At 69.4% G+C, this 21347-nt stretch carries 19 protein-coding genes and 1 tRNA gene; all 20 read right to left on the bottom strand.

Annotated features, from left to right (window positions below; all coding sequences use genetic code 11):
- Positions 1 to 200 precede the first annotated feature (200 nt).
- A complete protein-coding gene (locus CQ047_RS13965) occupies positions 201 to 704 on the bottom strand; it encodes a GNAT family N-acetyltransferase (protein WP_258132671.1) in 504 nt (167 codons plus the stop codon).
- A 38-nt stretch (positions 705 to 742) separates the two neighbouring features.
- Positions 743 to 1360, bottom strand: coding sequence for an ANTAR domain-containing response regulator (locus CQ047_RS13970; RefSeq protein ID WP_025103469.1), 618 nt, complete (start codon positions 1358 to 1360; stop codon positions 743 to 745).
- Between the two features lie 113 nt (positions 1361 to 1473).
- Positions 1474 to 1556 (bottom strand) — tRNA-Leu (locus CQ047_RS13975).
- Between the two features lie 83 nt (positions 1557 to 1639).
- Positions 1640 to 3088 (bottom strand): pyruvate kinase, encoded by a 1449-nt coding sequence (gene pyk, locus CQ047_RS13980; protein ID WP_105676283.1) that lies wholly within the window; start codon positions 3086 to 3088, stop codon positions 1640 to 1642.
- A gap of 58 nt (positions 3089 to 3146) precedes the next feature.
- Complete coding sequence (locus CQ047_RS13985; protein WP_105676284.1) at positions 3147 to 4613, bottom strand: glutamate synthase subunit beta; 1467 nt, start codon at positions 4611 to 4613, stop codon at positions 3147 to 3149.
- On the bottom strand, positions 4606 to 9129 hold the full coding sequence (gene gltB, locus CQ047_RS13990; protein WP_105676285.1) for a glutamate synthase large subunit: 4524 nt from the start codon (positions 9127 to 9129) through the stop codon (positions 4606 to 4608). Before gltB ends, CQ047_RS13985 begins: the two co-directional genes overlap by 8 nt.
- 134 nt (positions 9130 to 9263) lie before the next feature.
- On the bottom strand, positions 9264 to 10292 hold the full coding sequence (lgt, locus tag CQ047_RS13995) for a prolipoprotein diacylglyceryl transferase (protein WP_105676286.1): 1029 nt from the start codon (positions 10290 to 10292) through the stop codon (positions 9264 to 9266).
- A gap of 10 nt (positions 10293 to 10302) precedes the next feature.
- A complete protein-coding gene (gene trpA, locus CQ047_RS14000) occupies positions 10303 to 11106 on the bottom strand; it encodes a tryptophan synthase subunit alpha (RefSeq protein WP_105676288.1) in 804 nt (267 codons plus the stop codon).
- The gene (trpB, locus tag CQ047_RS14005) at positions 11103 to 12311 is read right to left on the bottom strand and encodes a tryptophan synthase subunit beta (RefSeq protein ID WP_105676289.1); all 1209 of its coding nucleotides are present in this window, start codon (positions 12309 to 12311) and stop codon (positions 11103 to 11105) included. The genes trpA and trpB overlap by 4 nt, the downstream gene beginning before the upstream one ends.
- Positions 12311 to 13084, bottom strand: a complete 774-nt coding sequence (gene trpC, locus CQ047_RS14010) for an indole-3-glycerol phosphate synthase TrpC (protein ID WP_105676291.1) — start codon at positions 13082 to 13084, stop codon at positions 12311 to 12313. The genes trpB and trpC overlap by 1 nt, the downstream gene beginning before the upstream one ends.
- Complete coding sequence (locus tag CQ047_RS14015; RefSeq protein WP_105676292.1) at positions 13084 to 13314, bottom strand: HGxxPAAW family protein; 231 nt, start codon at positions 13312 to 13314, stop codon at positions 13084 to 13086. The genes trpC and CQ047_RS14015 overlap by 1 nt, the downstream gene beginning before the upstream one ends.
- A gap of 48 nt (positions 13315 to 13362) precedes the next feature.
- The gene (locus CQ047_RS14020) at positions 13363 to 13953 is read right to left on the bottom strand and encodes a Trp biosynthesis-associated membrane protein (RefSeq protein ID WP_105676293.1); all 591 of its coding nucleotides are present in this window, start codon (positions 13951 to 13953) and stop codon (positions 13363 to 13365) included.
- A complete protein-coding gene (gene hisI, locus CQ047_RS14025) occupies positions 13953 to 14309 on the bottom strand; it encodes a phosphoribosyl-AMP cyclohydrolase (RefSeq protein ID WP_105676294.1) in 357 nt (118 codons plus the stop codon). Before hisI ends, CQ047_RS14020 begins: the two co-directional genes overlap by 1 nt.
- Positions 14306 to 15067: an imidazole glycerol phosphate synthase subunit HisF gene (gene hisF / locus CQ047_RS14030; protein WP_105676295.1), complete on the bottom strand. Its 762-nt coding sequence runs from the start codon at positions 15065 to 15067 to the stop codon at positions 14306 to 14308. Before hisF ends, hisI begins: the two co-directional genes overlap by 4 nt.
- On the bottom strand, positions 15067 to 15906 hold the full coding sequence (hisG, locus tag CQ047_RS14035; RefSeq protein WP_105676297.1) for an ATP phosphoribosyltransferase: 840 nt from the start codon (positions 15904 to 15906) through the stop codon (positions 15067 to 15069). Before hisG ends, hisF begins: the two co-directional genes overlap by 1 nt.
- 38 nt (positions 15907 to 15944) lie before the next feature.
- A complete protein-coding gene (locus CQ047_RS14040; RefSeq protein WP_105676298.1) occupies positions 15945 to 16208 on the bottom strand; it encodes a phosphoribosyl-ATP diphosphatase in 264 nt (87 codons plus the stop codon).
- Complete coding sequence (gene rpe / locus CQ047_RS14045; RefSeq protein WP_105676299.1) at positions 16205 to 16888, bottom strand: ribulose-phosphate 3-epimerase; 684 nt, start codon at positions 16886 to 16888, stop codon at positions 16205 to 16207. Before rpe ends, CQ047_RS14040 begins: the two co-directional genes overlap by 4 nt.
- Positions 16889 to 17010: 122 nt before the next feature.
- The gene (locus tag CQ047_RS14050; RefSeq protein ID WP_105676300.1) at positions 17011 to 18360 is read right to left on the bottom strand and encodes an RsmB/NOP family class I SAM-dependent RNA methyltransferase; all 1350 of its coding nucleotides are present in this window, start codon (positions 18358 to 18360) and stop codon (positions 17011 to 17013) included.
- Between the two features lie 89 nt (positions 18361 to 18449).
- Complete coding sequence (gene fmt, locus CQ047_RS14055; protein ID WP_105676302.1) at positions 18450 to 19364, bottom strand: methionyl-tRNA formyltransferase; 915 nt, start codon at positions 19362 to 19364, stop codon at positions 18450 to 18452.
- Between the two features lie 19 nt (positions 19365 to 19383).
- Positions 19384 to 21342 (bottom strand): hypothetical protein, encoded by a 1959-nt coding sequence (locus tag CQ047_RS14060; protein WP_105676304.1) that lies wholly within the window; start codon positions 21340 to 21342, stop codon positions 19384 to 19386.
- Between the last annotated feature and the right edge of the window lie 5 nt (positions 21343 to 21347).

Below are 21347 nucleotides of genomic sequence, written 5' to 3' on the forward strand. Positions count from 1 at the left end.
ATGCCCGGCGAGCCGTGCATTCATCTCCTCGAGCAGTTCGTAGATCGCGGAGATGTCGTTGGTGTTCTGCTCCATCCCGAGGTCTGCCTGCGTGGGTGTCATCGCCATGCGTCGAAGATACGCCGCCCGCGCAGGCCATCGCGCGCGGTGACCGGCACCCGTGGAGAGATCCCTCACAATGACGTGTTGGGGAGGAAAAGTCAGGCTTCGCCGAGGACTCGCTGGAACAGCAGATGGTCCTGCCACTCCCCTGCGATGCGGAGGTATCGAGGGGCCATCCCGATCTGAGCGAACCCGTTCCCGAGCAGCACGCGCTGCGAGCCGGTGTTGTGCACCAGTGTGGCTGCCTGCACGCGGTGCAGATGGAGTTCGTCGGCCGCGTACGCCATGACCTGCGCGACCGCTTTCGATGCGAGTCCTCGCCGCAGCCGGGTCGCGTCGATCCAATAGCCGAGATCGGCGCTCCAGAATGCTCCCCGGACGATGTTGTTGAGATTCATGCGTCCGCGGATCTCACCATCGTCGGACACGATCACGAAGCGCGCGCTCCGTCCGGCAGCGGCCTCCTCGACGCTCAGCCGGGAGTGGTTCTCCTGCCAGGCCTCCGTGAAGAACTCCGCAGGTCGCGACGGGTCCCACGGAGCCAGATGGCTCCGATTGGAGGTGTAGGCGCGAGCAAGCGCGGCGCCGTCACCGATACGCACAGCCCGCAGAGTGTGCTCCGCGTCAAGCGGACGCACTGCTACTTCTTCGGCGCGAGCTGCTCGATGATGGCCTTGGCGACATCCTGCATTGTCAGACGACGGTCCATGGACGCCTTCTGGATCCAGCGGAACGCCTCCGGCTCGGACAGCCCCATCTTCTCGTTGAGGAGTCCCTTGGCGCGGTCGACGAGCTTGCGGGTCTCGAAGCGCTCGACCATATCGGCGACCTCGGCCTCGAGCGTGATGATCTGCTCGTGGCGGGCCAGAGCGATCTCGATCGCGGGAAGCAGGTCGTTCGGCGTGAACGGCTTCACGACGTAGGCCAGGGCGCCGGCCTCGCTCGCGCGCTCGACGAGCTCCTTCTGGCTGAATGCGGTCAGCAGCACGACGGGAGCGATGTTGCCCTTGTGCAGCTTCTCGGCGGCGCTGATGCCGTCGAGCTGCGGCATCTTGACGTCCATGATGACGAGGTCGGGGCGAAGCTCCGTGGCGAGTGCGACGGCCGTCTCGCCGTCGCCCGCCTCTCCGACGACGTCGAAGCCGTTGTCGCGGAGGATCTCGACGATGTCGAGGCGGATCAGCGATTCGTCCTCGGCGACGACGACGCGTCGGGGTGCGGATGCCGTGGGCTGCTCAGCCTGCTCTTGCTCAGTCACAGGTCTATCCTATCGAACCAGGCTCCGGCGCTGGCCGCGGGGCGATGCCGTGCCGCGATCCGCCGTGTCGAGCGCACCGTGCGAGCGACGTTCGGGCCGCTCGCGACTCTGGGTGCCGGCGGTGGGACTCGAACCCACACGCCCTTTCGGACAAAGCATTTTGAGTGCTCCGCGTCTGCCATTCCGCCACGCCGGCCCACCGTAGACCCTATCGCACACCCGGGATACGACTGCGCGCCGCACCCCGACGAGGGAGTGCGGCGCGCAGCAGGAGAGACGTCAGACGCCGGTCTTGTAGATCGGCGCGGCACCGCGGATCGCATCGCCGACCTTGTGGACGCGGAGGTCGTTGGTCGACCCGATGATCCCGGGAGGGGAACCGGAGATCACGACGACCCTGTCCCCTTCCTCTGCGAGCTTGTTGCCGAGGAGGTACTCATCGACCTGGTGGTACATGAGGTCGGTGTGCTGCACCATCTCGACGAGCGTCGAGTGAATTCCCCAGGTCAGCGCCATGCGGCGGCGGATGCCGGGCTCCGGCGTGAACGCGAGCATCGGGATGCGCGAGCGCAGCCGCGACAGTCGGCGAGCGGAGTCGCCCGACTGGGTGAAGACGCAGAGGAACTTCGCCTCGACGAACTCCGCGACCTCCAGGGCCGCGAGGGTGATCGCGCCACCCTGCGTTCGCGGCTTTGTCGTGAGCGGGGCCACGCGCTCCAGGCCGTGTTCCTCGGTCGACTCGACGATACGGGCCATGGTCTCCACGACGACGACCGGGTACTCGCCGACGCTGGTCTCGCCGGAGAGCATGACCGCATCCGCACCGTCCAGCACGGCGTTCGCGACGTCGGAGGTCTCTGCGCGCGTCGGAACCGGGCTGCTGATCATCGACTCGAGCATCTGCGTCGCGACGATGACGGGCTTCGCCATGCGACGGGCGAGTTCGACGGCATCATGGTCGCCCGAGGTGACCTCGGCGTCGAGCTCCCGCTCGAGGCCGTGCCGATCGTGCAGAAGCGCGCCGTCGAACGCGTCGACGATCTCCTCGAGAGCATCCACCGCCTGCGGCTTCTCGATCTTGGCGATGACGGGGACCTTCACGCCCTCTTCGGCCATGATCTCGTGGACCCGGTCGACGTCGGCGGCGTTGCGCACGAACGACAGCGCGATGAGGTCGGCGCCGGTGCGCAGACCCCAACGCAGGTCGTCCTCGTCCTTCTCGCTCAGCGCGGGGACGTTCACGGCGACACCGGGCAGGTTGATGCCCTTGTTGTTCGACACCGCTCCCGCGACGATCACGCGAGTGGTGACCGTGACGCCGTCGGTGTCGACGACCTCGACGCGCACCTTGCCGTCGTCGATCAGCAGGAAGTCCCCCGCCTTGACGTCCTGGGGCAGACCCTTGAAGGTCGTGCCGCAGATCTCCCTGTTGCCGATGATGTCCTCGGTCGTGATCTTGAAGATGTCTCCGACCGCGAGCTCGTAGGGTCCGGCCTCGAACTTGCCGAGGCGGATCTTCGGGCCCTGCAGGTCGACGAGGACCGCGACCGCCTTGCCTGCGTCATCCGCAGCGCGGCGGACGTTGGCGTAGTTCGCCTCGTGCACGGAGTAGTCGCCGTGGCTGAGGTTCAGTCGGGCGACATCCACACCAGCCTCGATGATCGCTCGCACGGTGTCATACGTAGAGGTGGCTGGGCCCAGGGTGGCGACGATTTTCGCGCGTCTCAACAGATTCTCCAGGGTAGAGGGGGGGGATTAGAAATCAGGCGACGGTGCCGCGCTCAGCCTACGCGGGCTGGAGTCCGATCGCGACATCCGTGGGCCGCACCGGCTCGGGGAGGACCGTCTCGCCCATGAGGAAGCGATCGACGTTGGCGGCCGCCGCGCGGCCCTCGGCGATCGCCCACACGATGAGCGACTGTCCGCGGCCTGCGTCCCCGGCGACGAACACGCCGGACACGGTGGATTCGTAGGACGCGTCGCGCTGGAAGTTGCCGCGGTCGGTCACCTGCGGACGCGTGTCCTCGGTGAACCCGTCCTGCTCGGGACCGGTGAATCCCATGGCGATCAGGACGAGATCGGCCGGGATCTCCCGCTCCGTGCCGCTCTTGGGCACTCGACGCCCGTCGACGTACTCGGTCTCGGCGACGCGCAGCGCACGGACCTCACCGACCTCGTTGGAGAGGAACTCGACGGTGGAGGCGAGGAACACCCGCTCACCGCCCTCCTCATGCGCGGAGGACACCTCGAAGACGGTCGGCATCATCGGCCAGGGCTGGTGGCCCGGACGCTCCGCACCCGGCTGCTGGCCGATCGCCAGGTTCGTCACGCTGAGAGCGCCCTGGCGGTGGGCGGTTCCGATGCAGTCGGCGCCGGTGTCACCGCCGCCGATCACGATGACGTGCTTGCCTTCGGCGGTGATCTGCTCCGTGACCTTGTCGCCCGCGACCGCGTGGTTCGACTCCACGAGGTACTCCATCGCGAAGTGGACGCCGTCGAGGTCTCGACCGGGGATCGCGAGATCACGAGGCACAGTGGAACCGGTCGCGATGACGACCGCGTCGTAGCGCGCACGGAGATCCGCCCAGGTGATGTCCTTGCCGATCTCGACGCCGGCGCGGAACCGGGTGCCCTCCTCCTGCATCTGGCGGAGGCGGGACTCGAGCTGCGACTTCTCCATCTTGAAGTCCGGGATCCCGTAGCGGAGCAGGCCGCCGATGCGGTCGTCGCGTTCGAACACGGCCACCGTGTGGCCGGCGCGGGTGAGCTGCTGCGCGGCCGCGAGTCCGGCGGGGCCCGATCCGACGACGGCGACCGTCTTGCCCGTGAGACGCGCCGGCGGCTGCGCCTCGACCCAGCCCTTGCTGAAGGCCTCGTCGATGATCGAGACCTCGATCTGCTTGATCGTGACGGCGGGCTGGTTGATCCCCAGCACGCAGGCGCTCTCGCAGGGAGCGGGGCACAGACGTCCTGTGAACTCGGGGAAGTTGTTCGTCGCGTGCAGTCGGTCGATCGCCGCGCGGCCCTCGCCGCGCCACGTGAGATCGTTCCACTCCGGGATCAGGTTGCCCAGGGGGCATCCCTGGTGGCAGAACGGCACGCCGCAGTCCATGCAGCGGCTCGCCTGGCGGCGGAGCACGGCCTGGTCGCCGGGCTCGTACACCTCTTTCCAGTCCATGATCCGTACCGGCACGGGGCGCCGGGCGGGGAGCTCGCGCTCCGTGACCTTCAGAAAACCTTTGGGATCAGCCACCGGTCACCTCCAGGATGCGGTTCCAGACGACGTCGCCGTCGGGGTCGATCCCCTCGGCCACTGCTTCCTCTCTCATGCTCCGCACGGCGGCGAAGTCACGCGGGAGGACCTTCACGAACTCTGCGGCGGTCTCTTCGAACCGCGACAGGATCTCCGATCCGAGCGGGGACGCGGTGCGCTCCACGTGCTCGGAGATCAGGCCTCTCAGCACTTCGAGATCTGCGCGGTCCAAGGGCATCAGCAGGAGTTCGCCGCTGCCGAGGGACTGCGCGTTGACCTTCGCGGTGTCGAGGGAGCGGACGTACGCCACTCCCCCGGACATTCCGGCGCCGAAGTTGCGTCCGGTCGAGCCGAGGATCACCGCGACGCCACCGGTCATGTACTCGAGCGCGTGGTCGCCCACGCCCTCGACGACGGCTGTGGCGCCCGAGTTGCGCACCAGGAACCGCTCTCCGACCACGCCGGAGAGGAACATCGAGCCGGAGGTCGCGCCGTAGCCGATCACGTTGCCCGCGATCACGTTGCGATGCGGTTCGATCGAGGAGCCGCGAGGCGGCCGGATCGTGATGTCGCCACCGGACAGGCCCTTGCCGACGTAGTCGTTGGCGTCGCCTTCGAGTCTCAGCACGATGCCCGATGGCATGAACGCGCCGAGAGACTGCCCGGCCGTGCCGTGCAGCGTCACATCGATCGTCTCGCGCGGGAGCCCGGCGGCGCCGTAGCGGGCGGTGACCTGATGGCCCAGCATCGTGCCGACCGCTCGTTCGGTGTTCGCGATCGGGAGCTCGATGACGACGTGCTCACCGTTCAGGAGCGCGCCCTTCGCGATGTCGATCAGCTGCACGTCGAAGTGCTTCTCGAGCTCGTGATCCTGCTCGCGCCCGCTGCGACGGGGCTCGCCCGCCGGGAAGGCGGGGCCGTCGAGGATCGGGCTGAGGTCGAGGCCCTCCGCCTTCCAGTGGTCGACGGCCGCGTTCACCTCGATGAGCTCGGCACGGCCGACGATCTCGTCGAGCGAGCGGAAGCCCAGCTCGGCAAGCAGCTCGCGAACCTCCTCCGCGATGAACTCCATGAAGTTCACCACGAACTCGGGCTTGCCGCTGAAGCGCTCGCGCAGCAGCGGATTCTGCGTCGCGACGCCCACCGGGCAGGTGTCGAGGTGGCACACGCGCATCATGATGCAGCCGCTGACCACCAGGGGCGCCGTGGCGAAGCCGAACTCCTCGGCGCCGAGGAGGGCGCCGATGATGACGTCGCGACCGGTCTTGAGCTGCCCGTCGACCTGCACGACCACGCGGTCGCGCATGCCGTTGAGCATGAGCGTCTGCTGGGTCTCGGCGAGGCCGAGCTCCCACGGCGTCCCGGCGTGCTTGAGGGAGTTCAGCGGGCTCGCACCCGTGCCGCCGTCGTGCCCCGACACGAGGACCACGTCGCTGAGCGCCTTGGCGACACCCGCCGCGACGGCGCCGATGCCCGACTGGCTCACCAGCTTGGTGTGGATCCGCGCCTCGGGGTTCGCGCGCTTCAGATCGAAGATGAGCTGCTTGAGGTCTTCGATCGAGTAGATGTCGTGGTGCGGCGGCGGCGAGATGAGGCCGACGCCCGGTGTGCCGCCGCGTGTGCGGGCGACCCACGGGTACACCTTCTGCGGGGGCAGCTGACCGCCCTCACCCGGCTTGGCGCCCTGGGCGAGCTTGATCTGGATGTCGTCGGCCTCGGTGAGGTACAGGCTCGTGACGCCGAAGCGACCGGACGCGACCTGCTTGATCGCGCTGCGGCGCTCGGGGTCGAGAAGACGGTCGGAGTCCTCTCCGCCCTCACCGGTGTTCGACTTGCCGCCGATCCGGTTCATGGCGATCGCGAGGGTCTCGTGCGCCTCCTTCGAGATCGAGCCGTAGCTCATCGCACCCGTCGAGAAGCGCTTGACGATCTCGGAGACCGGCTCCACCTCGTCCAGCGGGACGGGCTTGCGGGTGCCGGTGCGCAGACGGAACAGGCCACGCAGGGTCTTGAGCTCCGCAGCCTGGTCGTCGACGAGCCGCGTGTACTCGCGGAAGATGTCGTAGCGGCGCTCGCGGGTCGAGTGCTGCAGCTTGAAGACCGTCTCCGGGCTGAACAGGTGCGGGGAGCCGTCGCGGCGCCACTGGTACTCTCCACCGGTCCACAGGCGCTCGTGCGCCCTGGCCGCGGCATCCTCGGGGTAGGCGTAGTCGTGCCTCGCCTGGTTCTCCGCGAAGATGTCCTCGATGCCGATGCCGCCGAGCTTGGACTCGGTGCGCGTGAAGTACGCGTCGATGAGCTCCTGGCTGAGGCCCACAGCCTCGAACACCTGCGCTCCGGCGTAGGACGACACCGTCGAGATGCCCATCTTGGACATGATCTTCAGCACGCCCTTGCCCAGGGCGTAGATCAGGTTGCGGACGGCCTTCTCCGGCGAGATGCCGGTGATGTAGCCGGTGCGCACGAGGTGCTCGACGGTCTCCATCGCGAGATACGGGTTGATCGCGGATGCTCCGTAGCCGATGAGCGTCGCGACGTGGTGCACCTCCCGGACGTCTCCGGCCTCGACGATCAGACCGACCTTCATCCGGTTCTCACGGCGGATCAGGTGGTGATGCACCGCGGAGAGCATGAGCAGCGACGGGATCGGCGTGAGGTCCTTGTTGGAGTCGCGGTCGGAGAGGATGAGGAACTCCGCCCCCTGCTCGATGGCCTCGTCGGCTTCGGCGCACATCTCCGTCAGCCGATCTTCGAGCGACTGGGGTCCGGCGTCGAAGTGGTAGAGCCCCTTGATGGTCACGCTGGAGCGGCCGGGGAGGGCCTTGTCGATGTGGCGGATCTTCGCGAGCTCGTCGTTGTCGATCACCGGGAAGTCCAGGGACACCGTGCGGGTGTGCTCCGGCCCCCAGCTCAGGAGGTTCGCCTCAGGGCCGAGTCCGAGCTTGAGGCTGGTGACGACCTCTTCACGGATCGAGTCCAGCGGCGGGTTCGTCACCTGGGCGAACTGCTGCGTGAAGTAGTCGAAGAGCAGGCGCGGACGCTTGCTGAGCACCGCGATCGGCGTGTCCGAACCCATGGCGCCGAGCGGTTCCACACCGGTCTGCCCCATCGGGGTCAGCAGGATGCGCACTTCCTCCTCGGTGTACCCGAAGGTCCGCTGACGGCGGGTGATCGAGGCGGGCGGATGCACGATGTGCTCGCGCTCGGGGAGATCGGCGAGCCGGACCGCGCCGGCATCCAGCCACTCCTGCCACGGGTGCAGCGTCGCGAGATCGCGCTTGATCTCCTCGTCTTCGATGATCCGGCGCTGCGCCGTGTCGACCAGGAACATCTTTCCCGGCTGCAGACGGCCGCGGCGTTTGATGCGCTCGGGCTCGAACGTGAGCACGCCGGTCTCGGAGCCGATGACGATGAGCCCATCGGTGGTCTCCGTCCAGCGACCAGGACGCAGACCGTTGCGGTCGAGCGTGGCGCCGACGAGGGTGCCGTCGGTGAAGATGAGCGCGGCGGGGCCGTCCCACGGCTCCATCTGGTTCGAGTGGTACTCGTAGAAAGAACGCAGCTCGGGGGAGATGTCGGACTGCTTCTCGTACGCCTCCGGGACCATCATCATGATGGCGTGAGGCAGGCTGCGGCCGGTGAGGGTCAGCAGCTCGAGCACCTCGTCGAAGGAGGCCGAATCGCTGGCCCCGTCGGTGCAGATCGGCAGGAGAGGCTCGACGTCGCCGAGCAGCTCCGACTCCAGCTGAGACTGCCGGGCGCGCATCCAGTTGCGGTTGCCGCCGACCGTGTTGATCTCGCCGTTGTGGGCGAGCATCCGCAGCGGCTGCGCGAGCGGCCACGACGGGAAGGTGTTGGTCGAGTAGCGCGAGTGCACGACGGCGAGCTCGGACATGAACCGCTCGTCCTGCAGGTCGGGGTAGAACGGCTCGAGCTGCAGCGTCGTGACCATGCCCTTGTAGCCGAGCGTGCGGGCGGACAGCGAGACGAAGTAGGCGCCGAGCTCATGACCTGCGCGCTTGCGGAGACGATAGGCGATGCGGTCGAGGGCGATGCCTGTGAGCGGCGCCTGCGAGTGGGTCGCTCCCCCGGCGCTCACGAAGAGCTGCTCGAACGCGGGGCGAGCCTCATCGGCGAGCTTGCCCAGGTTCTCGTTGACCGTGGGCACCTCGCGCCATCCGAGGACGCGCAGGCCCTCGGCGCGGGCGATCTTCTCGATGCCGGCCTTCTGCTGGCGGCGTTCGCTGGAGTCACGCGGGAGGAACGCCAGACCCGCGGCGTACTCGCCGACCGGTGGCAGTTCGAAATCCGTGACCGCACGCAGGAACGCGTCGGGCATCTGCGTCAGGATGCCCGCACCGTCTCCGGTGCCGGCATCCGAGCCGATCGCACCGCGGTGCTCGAGGTTGCGCAGCGCTTCGAGCGCCAGCGCGATGATGTCGTGGCCCGCCTCGCCGCGCAGTGTCGCGACCATGGCAAGGCCGCAGGCGTCCTTCTCGAACGCCGGGTTGTACATGCCCTGCTTCGGGGGGTAAGCGCCGGAAGCGCCGTACGGAGGCTGAAAATACACCTGTACCGTCCTCAGATCTTCGAGTGACCCGGGGACGTCATTGGCCGGGCGAATGCAGTGTGGTCCTCACGGACCGGCGGCTATCGAGAGCCTTCCGCGTCCGTGGGAGCGGTGCTTGTGGCCCTGGCTCCTGCGGGGACTTCATCGACCGGAGGCTCACTCAGGTCTACGAAATCGGAGGGATTGTTCTGCGAGTCTACAACAGCGTCGAGATCCTTCCGACCTCGACCCGGCTGGTAGGGCGAGGGCTCCAGGCCGAGGTGACGACGCTGGACGACGAGGATGGCGAGACCGACGACGATGCCGATGATCGCGGCCCACACGTTGCTGCGCAGGCCGAGGATGATCTCGCTCGGGTCGATGCGGATCGACTCCCAGACGACGCGGCCGGCGCTGTACCAGATCAGGTAGATCGCGAACAGGCGGCCCCACTGGAGGGACGTGGCCTTGCGGCTCAGCCAGAGCAGAACGATGACGCCGAGGCCGTTCCAGATGACCTCGTACAAGAACGTCGGGTGGAACAGCGTGCCCTCGGCGAGACCGGGAGGGAATGCGGAGTTCGTGGACTCGATCTCGAGTCCCCAGGGCAGGTCGGTGGGCAGACCGAACAGCTCGTGGTTGAACCAGTTGCCGAAGCGTCCCATCGCCTGCGCGAGCAGAAGACCGGGCGCGAGGGCGTCGGCGAAGGTCCAGAAGCGGACGCCGGTCCACTTGCAGCCGAGGTAGGCGCCGATCGCACCGCCGATGAGGGCTCCGAAGATCGCGATGCCGCCCTCCCAGATCGCCCACACCGAGCCCGGCTCGAAGGGGTTCCAGGTGTTCTTGCCCTCGCCGAAGTAGAAGTTCGGGTGCGTGAGCACGTGGAAGATGCGCGCGCCGATGATCGCCAGGGGCACGGCGAGGATCGAGATGTCGATCACGACCCACGGCTCCGCGCCGCGCCGCGTGAGACGGTGGTTCGTCAGAAACACCGCGGCGACGATGCCGGCGATGATGCAGAGCGCGTAGAAGTGGATCCGGATCCCGGGCCAGATATCAATGTACGAGATCGGAGGACTGGGGATGCTGGCGAGCACGCTGGTGACGGTGCTGTGAAGCGCGAGGGGCATGAGTGCGATTCTAGTTCTCGTGTACGGGGCGTGCCGACGACGTGCCGACGGCCAGGTTTCGGGTGACTTCGGCGAGGGCGGGGAGGCCGCCGTCGCGCAGGGCTCGGACGAGTGCGGTGCCGACGATCGCGCCGTCCGCGTACTCCGAGACGCCGGCGATCTGCTCGGCGGTAGAGATGCCGATGCCGACGCAGGTGCGGGTCGCGCCGTGGGCGCGCAGGCGTCCGACCAGGGTGCGGGCCGCGCGGTCGAGTTCGGCGCGCTCCCCCGTGATGCCCATGGTGGAGACGGTGTAGATGAAGCCGGTGGACGCCGAGACGATGAGGTCGAGGCGTGCGTCCGTCGACGTCGGCGCGGCGAGGAACACGCGGTCCAGGCCGGTGCGCTCGCTGGCCGCAATCCACTCCCCTGCGACATCCGGCGTGATGTCCGGCGTGATGAGCCCGGCGCCGCCGGCGGCGAGGAGGTCGTCCGCATAGCGGTCGACCCCGTACTGGAACACGGGGTTCCAGTACGTCATGACGAGGACGGGCACGTCCGTTGCCGCCGTGATCGCGCGGACCGCCGTGAACAGATCCTTCATGGTGAAGCCGTTGGCGAGCGCCGCCGTGGTCGCCTCCTGGATCACGGCGCCGTCCATCACCGGGTCGCTGTACGGCGGACCCAGCTCGATGATGTCGACGCCGTTCTCTGCGAGGGTGATGGCGGCCTGGATGCTGGTCTCGAGGTCGGGAAAGCCGACCGGGAGGTAGCCGACGAACACGCTGCGACCGGCGGCCTCGGCCTTCTGGATCGCCTCTTCGACGCGGCTCATCCGACTGCTCCCTCGTCGTACAGGTGGAAGTACTTGGCCGCTGTGTCCATGTCCTTGTCTCCGCGCCCGGAGAGGCACACCGCGAGGATCGCCTCGGGCCCGAGCTCGCGGCCGAGCCGCAGCGCGCCGGCGAGGGCGTGCGCCGACTCGATGGCGGGGATGATGCCCTCCGTGCGGCTGAGCAGCCGAAGCGCCTGCATCGCCTCGTCGTCGGTCGCCGGGATGTACTCGGCGCGCCCGATGTCGGCGAGCCAGGAGTGCTCCGGTCCGACTCCGGGATAGTCGAGACCAGCGGAGATCGAGTGCGACTCGATCGTCTGCCCGTCCTCGTCCTGCAGGACGTAGGTCTTCGAGCCGTGCAGGATGCCGGGGCGTCCGCGCTCGATGGAGGCGGCGTGCCTGTCGGTGTCGACGCCGTCGCCGGCCGCCTCGACCCCGTAGAGCTTGACGTCCTCGTCGTCGAGGAACGCGTCGAACATGCCGATCGCGTTCGAGCCGCCGCCGACACATGCGATGACGGCATCCGGGAGCCTGCCCGCCTCGTCGAGGAGCTGCTGGCGTGCCTCTTCGCCGATGATCTTCTGGAAGTCGCGCACCATCGCCGGGAACGGATGCGGGCCCGCCGCCGTGCCGAAGATGTAGTTGGTTGTCTCGACCGAGGCCACCCAGTCGCGGTAGGCGTCGTTGATCGCGTCCTTGAGCGTGCGGGATCCCGAGGTGACCGCGACCACTTCTGCCCCGAGGAGGCGCATACGGGCGACGTTCAGAGCCTGGCGCTCGGTGTCGACCTCGCCCATGTAGATCGTGCAGTCCAGGCCGAACAGCGCCGCCGCGGTGGCCGTGGCGACACCGTGCTGTCCTGCCCCGGTCTCGGCGATCACGCGGGTCTTGCCCAGTCGCTTGGTCAGCAGGGCCTGCCCGAGGACGTTGTTGATCTTGTGCGACCCGGTGTGGTTGAGGTCCTCGCGCTTGAGGAAGATCCTCGCGCCGCCGGCGTGCTCGGCGAAGCGCTCCACCTCGGTGAGCGGAGACGGACGGCCCGCGTAGGAGCTCAGGAGACCGGCGAGCTCGGCGCGGAACGCCGGGTCGGCGATCGCGTCGGCGTAGGCCTCGGTGAGTTCGTCGATCGCGGCGATCAGCGACTCGGGCATGTAGCGCCCGCCGTAGTCGCCGAAGAGCGGTCCGTGCTGGTCACGGAGACTCATCACACCTCCAGGAAGGTCTTGAGCGTGGCGACCGGATCGCCCGTGACGAGCGCCTCTCCGATCAGGACGACGTCTGCACCGGCCGAACGGTAGTGCGTGACATCTGCGGGGGTGAGCACCGCGGACTCGGCGATCTTGACCGCGGAGTCCGGGATGCGATCGACCAGGCGGCCGAAGAGGTCGCGGTCGAGCTCGAGCGTCTTCAGATCGCGTGCATTGACCCCGATGAGCGGCGAGCCGAGATCGATCGCCGCCTCGAGCTCGTCGGCCGAATGGGTCTCGACGAGCGGGGTCATGCCCAGCTCGGTGATGAAGCCGAACAGGTCGCGCAGCACCGCGGGCTCAAGGCCCGCGACGATGAGCAGCACGAGGTCGGCTCCGGCGGCGCGCGCCTCGAGCACCTGGTAGCGCGTCGCGATGAAGTCCTTGCGCAGCACGGGCAGGGACACCCGGGCCGTCACGGCCTCGAGGTCGGCCAGACTGCCGCCGAAGCGGCGCTCCTCGGTGAGGACGCTGATCGCGGATGCGCCGCCCGTCTCGTACAGCGACGCCTGATGAGCGGGATCGGGGATCTCCGCGAGGGCGCCGCGCGACGGGCTCGCGCGCTTGACCTCGGCGATGATCTTGACGCGCTCAGCGGGAGCGAGGAAGGCCAGTGCGTCCTTGGCAGCCGGGCGTGCGAGAGCAGCGCGCTCGACCTCGGCGAGAGGCCTCGTGAGGGCACGACGCTCTGCGTCTGCGACTGCGCCGGCCGTCAGGTCGGCGAGGACCACTAGTGGCCCTTCGGCTGGTACTTGGGGCCCTTCACGCCGTAGCCGGCCTTGGCCATGATCCAGCCCACGAGGGCGCCGATCGGGATGATCACGACGGAGGCCCACACGAGCGCCGGCTGCTCGAAGCAGAACGCGACGGTGGCCAGCGTGAAGCCCAGGAGCATGATGATCACGGCCGTCCAGGCCGCAGGCGAGTGTCCGTGGCCGGGGTCAGCGATCGGGTTGGTCATGTTCTCCTCCGGGGGACGACGTGCAGGATCGGTTTCAGTCTATCGGTGTCAACGAGTGGGATCGGTTCCGCGCGACAGCTCGTCCCAGGAATCGACGGCGTCGACCGGACCGGCCGTCGGCGTCGAGGGCGCGGCATCGGTCGCATAGCGGCGTCCGCCCTTCTTCCAGGCCCGTCCTGTGAGCAGGACCACCACGGATGCTGCGAGCAGGACGACCCATCCGACCAGCGCGATCACCGGCCACGCGGTGGGCACGATGGCCTTCACCACGTCGGACAGGGCGTCACCGCCGGCGAGTCCCGTCGTCTCGGTCACGGTCGAGCGGACGGCGCTCACCGGAGCGGTCAGCAGGAGCTGGAGCGTGGTCCATCCGAGCAGCAGCGCGGTCGCCCCGGCCAGAACCCCGAACACGAGGCGCAGCGCGCGCCCGGTGATCGACAGGGCCGCTCCGAGAGCGAGCACGGCGAGGCTCAGGGGCGCGAGAAGCGGGACCGCGGATGCACCGGGGACGAGGATGTCCGCCCCGGCATCCGCCCGCTGCACCGTCAGCCAGGTCTGCGTCGACGAGATGATGCCGATCGCCCCGCCGAGGAGGAACCCGGAGACGGAGATCGAGCGCCCTCTGCGCACAAGGTCCATCAGGAGTCCGTCCCGACGACCGCGTCCAGGTCGGTCGTGTCGAAGCAGGTGCGGGTCCCGGTGTGGCACGCGGGGCCGGTCTGCTCGACGAGGAGCAGGATCGCGTCGCCGTCGCAGTCGAGGCGCGCCTCCCGCACGACCTGGATGTGGCCGGAGGTGTCGCCCTTGCGCCAGTACTCCTGACGCGAGCGCGACCAGTAGACGGCGCGGCCTGATGTGAGCGTGCGACGCAACGCCTCGGCATCCACCCAGGCGAGCATGAGGACCTCGCGCGTGTCCCACTGCTGCACGATGACGGGGGCGAGGCCGTCGGCGTTGAATGCGACCTGCGCGATGCGCTCCTCGATGTCGCTCATCGGACGAGAACCCCTTCCGCGCGCAGCGCGTCCTTGACGTCGCCGACCGTGAGCGCTCCGGTGTGGAACACGCTCGCGGCGAGAACGGCATCCGCACCCGCCTTGATCGCGGGAGCGAAGTGCGACGCGGCTCCCGCTCCGCCCGAGGCGATGACCGGCACGGATGCGGTCTCGCGCATGAGGCGGACGAGTTCGAGATCGAACCCGTCCCTGGTGCCGTCGGCGTCGATCGAGTTCACGAGCAGCTCCCCCGCTCCCCGCTCCGCGGCCTCACGGGCCCACTCCAGCGCATCCAGCGTGGTCTGCTGGCGGCCGCCGTGGGTCGTCACGACGAATCCGGACGGCGTGGTGTCGGCGCGCTTGACGTCGAGGGACAGCACGAGCACCTGCGCCCCGAAACGGTCGGCGATCTCGCCGATGAGCTCGGGGCGGGCGATCGCCGCCGAGTTCACCCCGACCTTGTCGGCGCCGACGGCCAGGAGCCGCGCCACATCGTCGACGCTGCGGACTCCCCCGCCGACGGTGAGGGGGACGAACACCTGCTCCGCGGTGCGCTGCACCACGTCATAGGTCGTGGCCCTGGCGTCGACGGTCGCGGTGACGTCGAGGAAGGTGATCTCGTCAGCCCCCTGCGCCGCATAGTGCCGCGCGAGCTCCACCGGGTCGCCCATGTCACGGAGATTCTCGAAGTTGACGCCCTTGACGACGCGGCCATCGGCCACGTCGAGGCACGGGATGACGCGACTGGCGAGCGTCATCAGAGCCTCGCGGCGTGAATGGCGGTGACGAGGATCGCCCGTGCCCCGAGCGCGTAGAGGTCGTCCATCACCTGATTGACGCCACGACTAGGCACCATCACGCGCACGGCGACCCAGGAGGGGTCACGCAGCGGCGAGATGGTCGGGGACTCGCGGCCGGAGGCGATGGCCACGGCCTGGTCGACGAGGTCTGCGGGGAGGTCGTAGTCGAGCAGCACGAAGCGCCGCGCGACCATGACGCCGCGCAGACGGCGCAGCAGCGTGTCGGTGCCCTCGGCCTCGCCTGGGCGGCTGATCAGGACAGCCTCGGACTCGAGGATGACCGGACCGAAGATCTCGAGGCCGGCCTGACGCAGCGTCGTGCCGGTGGAGACGACGTCGGCGACGGCATCCGCCACACCGAGCCGCACAGCCGACTCGACCGCGCCGTCGAGCTGGACGAGCTCGGCGTCGACACCGCGCTCACGGAGGAACGCGCCGACGAGTCCCGGGTATGCGGAGGCGACGCGCACGCCGTTGAGGTCCTCCACGGACGTGAAGCGACCGGGAGGGCCCGCGAAGCGGAACGTCGACCCGCCGAAGCCGAGCTGCTCGATCTCACGCGCGGACCGCTGCACGTCGAGCAGCAGGTCGCGGCCGGTGATGCCCACGTCGAGGGCTCCGGAGGAGACGTAGGTCGCGATGTCACGGGGACGGAGGAAGAAGAACTCGACGTCGTTCTCGGCGTCGATGACGTGCAGGGTCTTCGGGTCGCGACGACCGGCATAGCCGGCCTCCGCGAGCATCTCGGCGGCGGTCTCGGAGAGAGAGCCCTTGTTGGGAACAGCAATGCGCAGCATGATCGGCTTTCAGATCGGATCGGAAGTGTCGGAGCGCATCACAGATGTCGGTAGACGTCCGCGAGGGAGAGTCCCTTCGCGATCATCATCACCTGCAGGTGGTACAGCAGCTGCGAGATCTCCTCGGCAGCGGCCTCGTCGGATTCGTACTCGGACGCCATCCACACCTCGGCGGCCTCCTCCACGATCTTCTTGCCGATCGTGTGGACCCCGCCGTCGAGCTCGGCGACCGTACCCGATCCCTCGGGGCGAGTCTCCGCCTTCAGGCTGAGCTCCGCGAACAGTTCGTCGAAAGTCTTCACGATTCCAGGCTAGCGGCTCTGGCGAGCTCTCTCAGCCGGGTGACGGCCGCTTCGACGTCATCGGCGCCGTAGACCGCCGAACCGGCGACGAACGTGTCGGCGCCGGCGGCCGCGGCGATCTCGATCGTGCTGTCGGCGATGCCGCCGTCGACCTGGAGCCAGACGGAGGATCCACGGCGCTTCGCCTCATCGGCGAGCCCGCGCAGCTTGGGCATGGTCTCGCCCATGAATCCCTGTCCCCCGAATCCAGGCTCGACCGTCATCACGAGGATCTGGTCGAACTCGTCGAGGATGTCGTAGAGCCCGTCGGCGGGCGTGCCGGGCTTGACCGCCACCCCCGCGCGTGCGCCGATGCTGCGGAGCCTCCGGGCGAGTGCGACCGGATCCGACGCCGCCTCCAGGTGGAAGGTGACGCTGGCCGCCCCCAGCTCGGCGTACCCCGGCGCCCAGCGGTCGGGATCCGTGATCATCAGGTGGACGTCGAGCGGGATCGGGCTCGTCGCCTGGATGCGCTCGACCATCTGCGGCCCGAACGTGAGGTTCGGCACGAAGTGGTTGTCCATGACGTCGACGTGCGCGAAGTCGGCTGACGCGATCTTCGCGAGATCGCGCTGCATGTTCACGAAATCCGCGGCGAGGATGCTGGGGTTGATGCGGGGGGCTGCGGGAAGGTCGGCCATGCGCCCATTATCCCTGGTGCGGGCGCGCCCTCCCCTGCAACGGCGGACGTCGATCCGACCGCGACGGACCCGTCGGCGTCAGATCGGCGTCGCCAGGCGATGCCCGCGGAGCAGCGCCGCTGTCAGGACCGCTTCCGGATGAGCGCGAGGAACATCGCGTCGGTTCCGTGACGGTGGGGCCAGAGCTGCACGCGCCCTGACCCGTCGTCGCCGAGATCGATGGGCGAGTCCGACACGTCGGCGAGGATCGCGCGGGCGTCGATCTCCTCGGCATCCGTGCGCGTGCGCAGCACGTCCTGCACGACACCCGTCGTCTCGGCGAGGTGCGGTGAGCAGGTGACGTACGCGACGATCCCACCAGGGGCGAGCGCGTCGATCGCTCCCGAGAGCAGCTCGGTCTGCAGGGGCACGAGCTCGGCCACGTCGGCGGGCGACTTGCGCCAGCGCGCCTCCGGTCGGCGCCGCAGCGCCCCGAGACCGGTGCAGGGCGCGTCCACGAGGATGCGGTCGAATCGGCCGGGGTGCGCGGCCGTGAAGGCACGACCATCCTCCTCGTGCACGATCACCTCGCCGGGGACGGGCTTGAGAGCGTTGCGCACGAGACCTGCGCGCGCCGGGACCACTTCGTTGGCCTCGAGAACGGCGCCGTGCTCATGGGCGATCGCCGCCAACAGGGCCGTCTTGCCACCGGGGCCCGCGCAGAGGTCGAGCCAGCGCTCGCCGTCCCTGATCGGGGCTGCGTCGGCGAGGGCGAGGGCGACCAGCTGCGAGCCCTCGTCCTGCACACGGACGGCGCCGCCGGATGCCGAGACGATCCGGTGCGGGTCTCCGCCCGGCGATCCGAACGCCGTCGGAGCGTAGGGACGTCGCGGCTCCCCCGTGGGCGCGAGCCCCGGCAGAGCGACCAGAGTGACCTCGGGCGACAGGTTGTCGGCCTCGAGAAGGGTCTCGAGCTCCTCGGCGCGCCCCTCCGCTGCGAGTGCGCGACGCAGGGCTCGGATGATCCAGACCGGGTGCGCGCTGCGCAGTGCGAGTCGCTCGTCATCGGAGCGGGCATCGGCCTCGATGCGGTCCTGCCACTCCCCCGGCGTCTCCCGGGAGATGCGGCGCAGCACCGCATTGGCGAAGCTCGCCGCTCCGCGCCCCTGCACGGAGGCGACGAGGTTGACCGACTCGTTCACCGCAGCGTGCGAGGCGACCCTCGTCGCGAGCAGCTGATGCGTCGCCAGCCGCAGCGCGTCGAGGACGGCCGGATCGATGTCGGATGCCGGTCGATCAGCGGCGGCCGCGATGATGGCGTCGTAGGTGCCGCGGCGGCGGAGCGTTCCGTAGGTGAGCTCGGTCGCGAGGGCAGCGTCCTGCGGGTTCAGCTGCGCGTCGGCGATCACGGACGGCAGCATCAGGTTGGCGTAGGCATCGGCATCCGACACGGCGCGCAGCACGTCGTAGGCGACGCGTCGAGCGGGCTGCACGGTCCGAACGGGTCCACGCGGGGACTGGGATCTGTTCTGCGGAGAGGGACGTCGCTGGGAAGACCGTCCGTCACGCTGTCGCTCGCCGCTCACAGCCCTGCTCGCAGACCTTCGGAGCGCTGGCCGCGCCACCAGTCGACGGCGTTCATCGCTCCCTTGCCCGCCGGTTGCACCCGGGTGACCGCAAGTGGCGCCGATCCGGTGCCGATGAGCAGGGCGCTCTTGGTCGAGACGATCTCCCCTGGCTCCAGCGGGTTCTCCGCGGATGGCGCCGCGTCGAGGATCTTCACCCTGACGCCCTCCACGGTCGTGTGGGCCCCCGGTTCGGGAGTCACGCCGCGGAACCTGGAGAACACCTTCTCCAGCGGCTGGGTCCAGTCGAGGAGGCCGTCTTCCAGGGACAGCTTGGGAGCGAAGGACTCCTGCCCGGTCTGCGGAACCGCCTGAGCGGTGCCGTCGGCGATGCCCGCGACGACGTCTGCGGTGAGCGCCGCGCCGTCGATCGCCAGTGCGTCGAGCGCGGCATCCGCCGTCGCATCAGCGGGGACGTCCACCGTGCGCATCGCGAAGACGTCACCGGCGTCGAGGGCGGGAACCAGCTGGAACACGCTCGCCCCGAGCTCGGCGTCTCCGGCGATCAGCGCCCGCTGCACCGGCGCGGCGCCGCGCCAGGCGGGGAGGAGGGAGAAATGCAGGTTGATCCATCCGTGCACCGGCGCGGACAGCAGCGGCTCGCGGACGAGGCCTCCGTACGCCACGATCACGCCGAGTTCCGCGCCGAGGGCGGTGATGGCTGTGGTGGCGGCGTCGTCGAGGCGCGGCGTCTTGATGATCGGGAGGCCCAGCTCGTCGGCGGCCTGGGCCACCGGCGACGGCGTCAGGATCCGCTTGCGTCCGAGCGGCGCATCGGGCCGGGTGACGACCGCGGCGATGTCGTGATCCGCCGCGAGGCGGCGGAGGGTGGGTACGGCAGCCGACGGCGTGCCGGCGAAGACGAGGCGCATGAAAGGTTCTCCGGAAGGGTTAGAGCTCTGGATCGAGGATATCGAGGCGGACCGAGAGTGTGCTGCGGTTCGTGCGTCCCTTGCGGCGACGGGTGCTGACGGCTTCGGCGACGACCGAGGCCCGCAGGGTCGCCGCGACACGGCTGCCAGCGCCGTAGTCGAACCGCACGAGAGCACGCACCCGCTGGGGGACGTCGTCGGACTCGATGGGCACGGGTCCCAGCACGGCATCCCGGGGCAGGGCGAGTTCGGCCAGCGATTCGAGCGCCCGTCCGACCGCCGCCTGGGTTCCCTCGACCAGCGCGACCCTGGCCGACGGCGGCATGTGCAGCGGGGCGCGCTCGGCGAGTTCGGCGCGCGCATAGCCCGCCTGATTCCAGGTCGCGAGAGCGCGGGCGACCCCGCCGTCGACGCCCACGAGATGCACGGGCGCCCCTGGCGCGGCGAGGGCTGCGGCATTGGACCACCAGCGAAGGCAGGCCTCTCCGATGCGGAGATCGGGCGCCTGCAGCATGCGAGGACCGTCCAGCAGCACGACGGCGCGGAAGCCGCCGTCTGCGAGGGGCTCCGCTCCCCTGGTGGCGACGACCAGTGCGGGCTTGTCGGCCACGCGCTCGACCGGGTGTGCGCTGTCGGCGACGATCACGCGGATGCCGGGGAACGCGCGGCCGAGCTCGTCGGCGGTCCGCTCGCTGCCGGAGGAGGCGAGACGCAGCTGCGTCGAGGAGCAGGAGGGGCAGGCCCACGCCCGTGCTCCCCTGCCGCACCAGCCGCACACCGGCACCGCTCCCCGGTGCGCCGCTCCGAGGGGTCCGCCGCAGTGGGCGCATCGCGCAGGGGCCCGGCACTCGGCGCACACGAGCGAGGGGGCGAATCCTGGTCGGGACACCTGCACGAGGACAGGCCCCTCGGATGCCGCGGTACGCGCCGAGAGGAAGGCCGACGACGGCATCCGCTGCGGCGACTGCTGCTCCATCTCCTGCGGGGTGGCGAGGATCACGCGCGGCATGACGCGGCGGGCGGCCCTGACGTCCTGCAGCCACCCGTGCGCGACGAGCCGCTCGACGTCGGTCGTCCGGGTGTGGCCCGCGAAGATGAGTGCGGATCCCTCTTCTCCCTGGCGGAGGAGAGCCACATCGCGAGCGTTCGCATAGGGGGCGAGCGGCTCGCCGAGCAGCGGGTCTCCGTCGTCCCAGATGGCGACGAGACCGGCCCTCGTCGGCGCGTAGACCGCGGAGCGGTTGCCGACGACGATGCACGGCGCGTCCTCGAGAGAGCGGAGGAACGAGCGGTAGCGGTCGGGGTTCGTCTGCCGTGAGTCGTAGCGCGCGACCGCCTCCGCCGGCACGAGTCGTTCGAGAGCGGCGAGGAGCCGATCCAGGTCCCGGTGGTCGGGGACCACGAGGATGCTCGAGCGACCGGACGCCAGCATCCTCGTCGCCGCCGAAGCCAGCAGCAGAGCCCACCCCGGCGTGTCCGCCTGCAGCTGGGGAATGGCCTCGACGGCTGCGCGACCGCCGTCATCGAGCACGTCGGCGAGGCCGTCGTAGGCGGAGACCACGTCGTCGGCGCTGGCCTGCGCGTCGGCGGAGGGGATGACGGCGGGCGCATCCGCCGTCCAGGCCTTCTCGACGCGGACCTGGCGCTTCGGGATCACGAGCCGGAGAACGTCGGATGCCGAGCCCGCCGCACGGTCGGCGACCCGGCGGGCGAGGCTGTGCAGACGCTCGGGGAGGACGGCGACCGTCGACACGACGCTGTCCACTTCCGACAGCGGGCGATCCGCGTCGTCCTCCGTGTCGATCTCGACGACGTACCCGTCGATCACGCGTCCTGCGGTGCGCAGCGGCACTCGGACGCGCACCCCGAGCGGCACGTCGCCGAGCGCGTCGGGCAGCGAGTAGTCGAAGAGCCGATCGAGCTGCGGCAGCGGCGAGTCCAGGAGCACGCGCGCGATGCGTCGGCTCTGCGTCGTCATCAGAG

Source organism: Microbacterium sp. MYb72 (assembly GCF_002979415.1).
Taxonomy (GTDB): domain Bacteria; phylum Actinomycetota; class Actinomycetes; order Actinomycetales; family Microbacteriaceae; genus Microbacterium; species Microbacterium natoriense.

Excerpts from the sequence above, each read along its gene's own strand:
- gltB (WP_105676285.1), bottom strand. The coding sequence starts at position 9,129 with ATGTACAACCCGGCGTTCGAGAAGGACGCCTGCGGCCTTGCCATGGTC.
- lgt (WP_105676286.1), bottom strand. The coding sequence starts at position 10,292 with ATGCCCCTCGCGCTTCACAGCACCGTCACCAGCGTGCTCGCCAGCATC.
- trpA (WP_105676288.1), bottom strand. The coding sequence starts at position 11,106 with ATGAGCCGCGTCGAAGAGGCGATCCAGAAGGCCGAGGCCGCCGGTCGC.
- trpB (WP_105676289.1), bottom strand. The coding sequence starts at position 12,311 with ATGAGTCTCCGTGACCAGCACGGACCGCTCTTCGGCGACTACGGCGGG.
- CQ047_RS14015 (WP_105676292.1), bottom strand. The coding sequence starts at position 13,314 with ATGACCAACCCGATCGCTGACCCCGGCCACGGACACTCGCCTGCGGCC.
- CQ047_RS14020 (WP_105676293.1), bottom strand. The coding sequence starts at position 13,953 with ATGGACCTTGTGCGCAGAGGGCGCTCGATCTCCGTCTCCGGGTTCCTC.
- hisI (WP_105676294.1), bottom strand. The coding sequence starts at position 14,309 with ATGAGCGACATCGAGGAGCGCATCGCGCAGGTCGCATTCAACGCCGAC.
- hisF (WP_105676295.1), bottom strand. The coding sequence starts at position 15,067 with ATGACGCTCGCCAGTCGCGTCATCCCGTGCCTCGACGTGGCCGATGGC.
- hisG (WP_105676297.1), bottom strand. The coding sequence starts at position 15,906 with ATGCTGCGCATTGCTGTTCCCAACAAGGGCTCTCTCTCCGAGACCGCC.
- rpe (WP_105676299.1), bottom strand. The coding sequence starts at position 16,888 with ATGGCCGACCTTCCCGCAGCCCCCCGCATCAACCCCAGCATCCTCGCC.
- fmt (WP_105676302.1), bottom strand. The coding sequence starts at position 19,364 with ATGCGCCTCGTCTTCGCCGGCACGCCGTCGGCTGCCGTACCCACCCTC.
- CQ047_RS14060 (WP_105676304.1), bottom strand. The coding sequence starts at position 21,342 with ATGACGACGCAGAGCCGACGCATCGCGCGCGTGCTCCTGGACTCGCCG.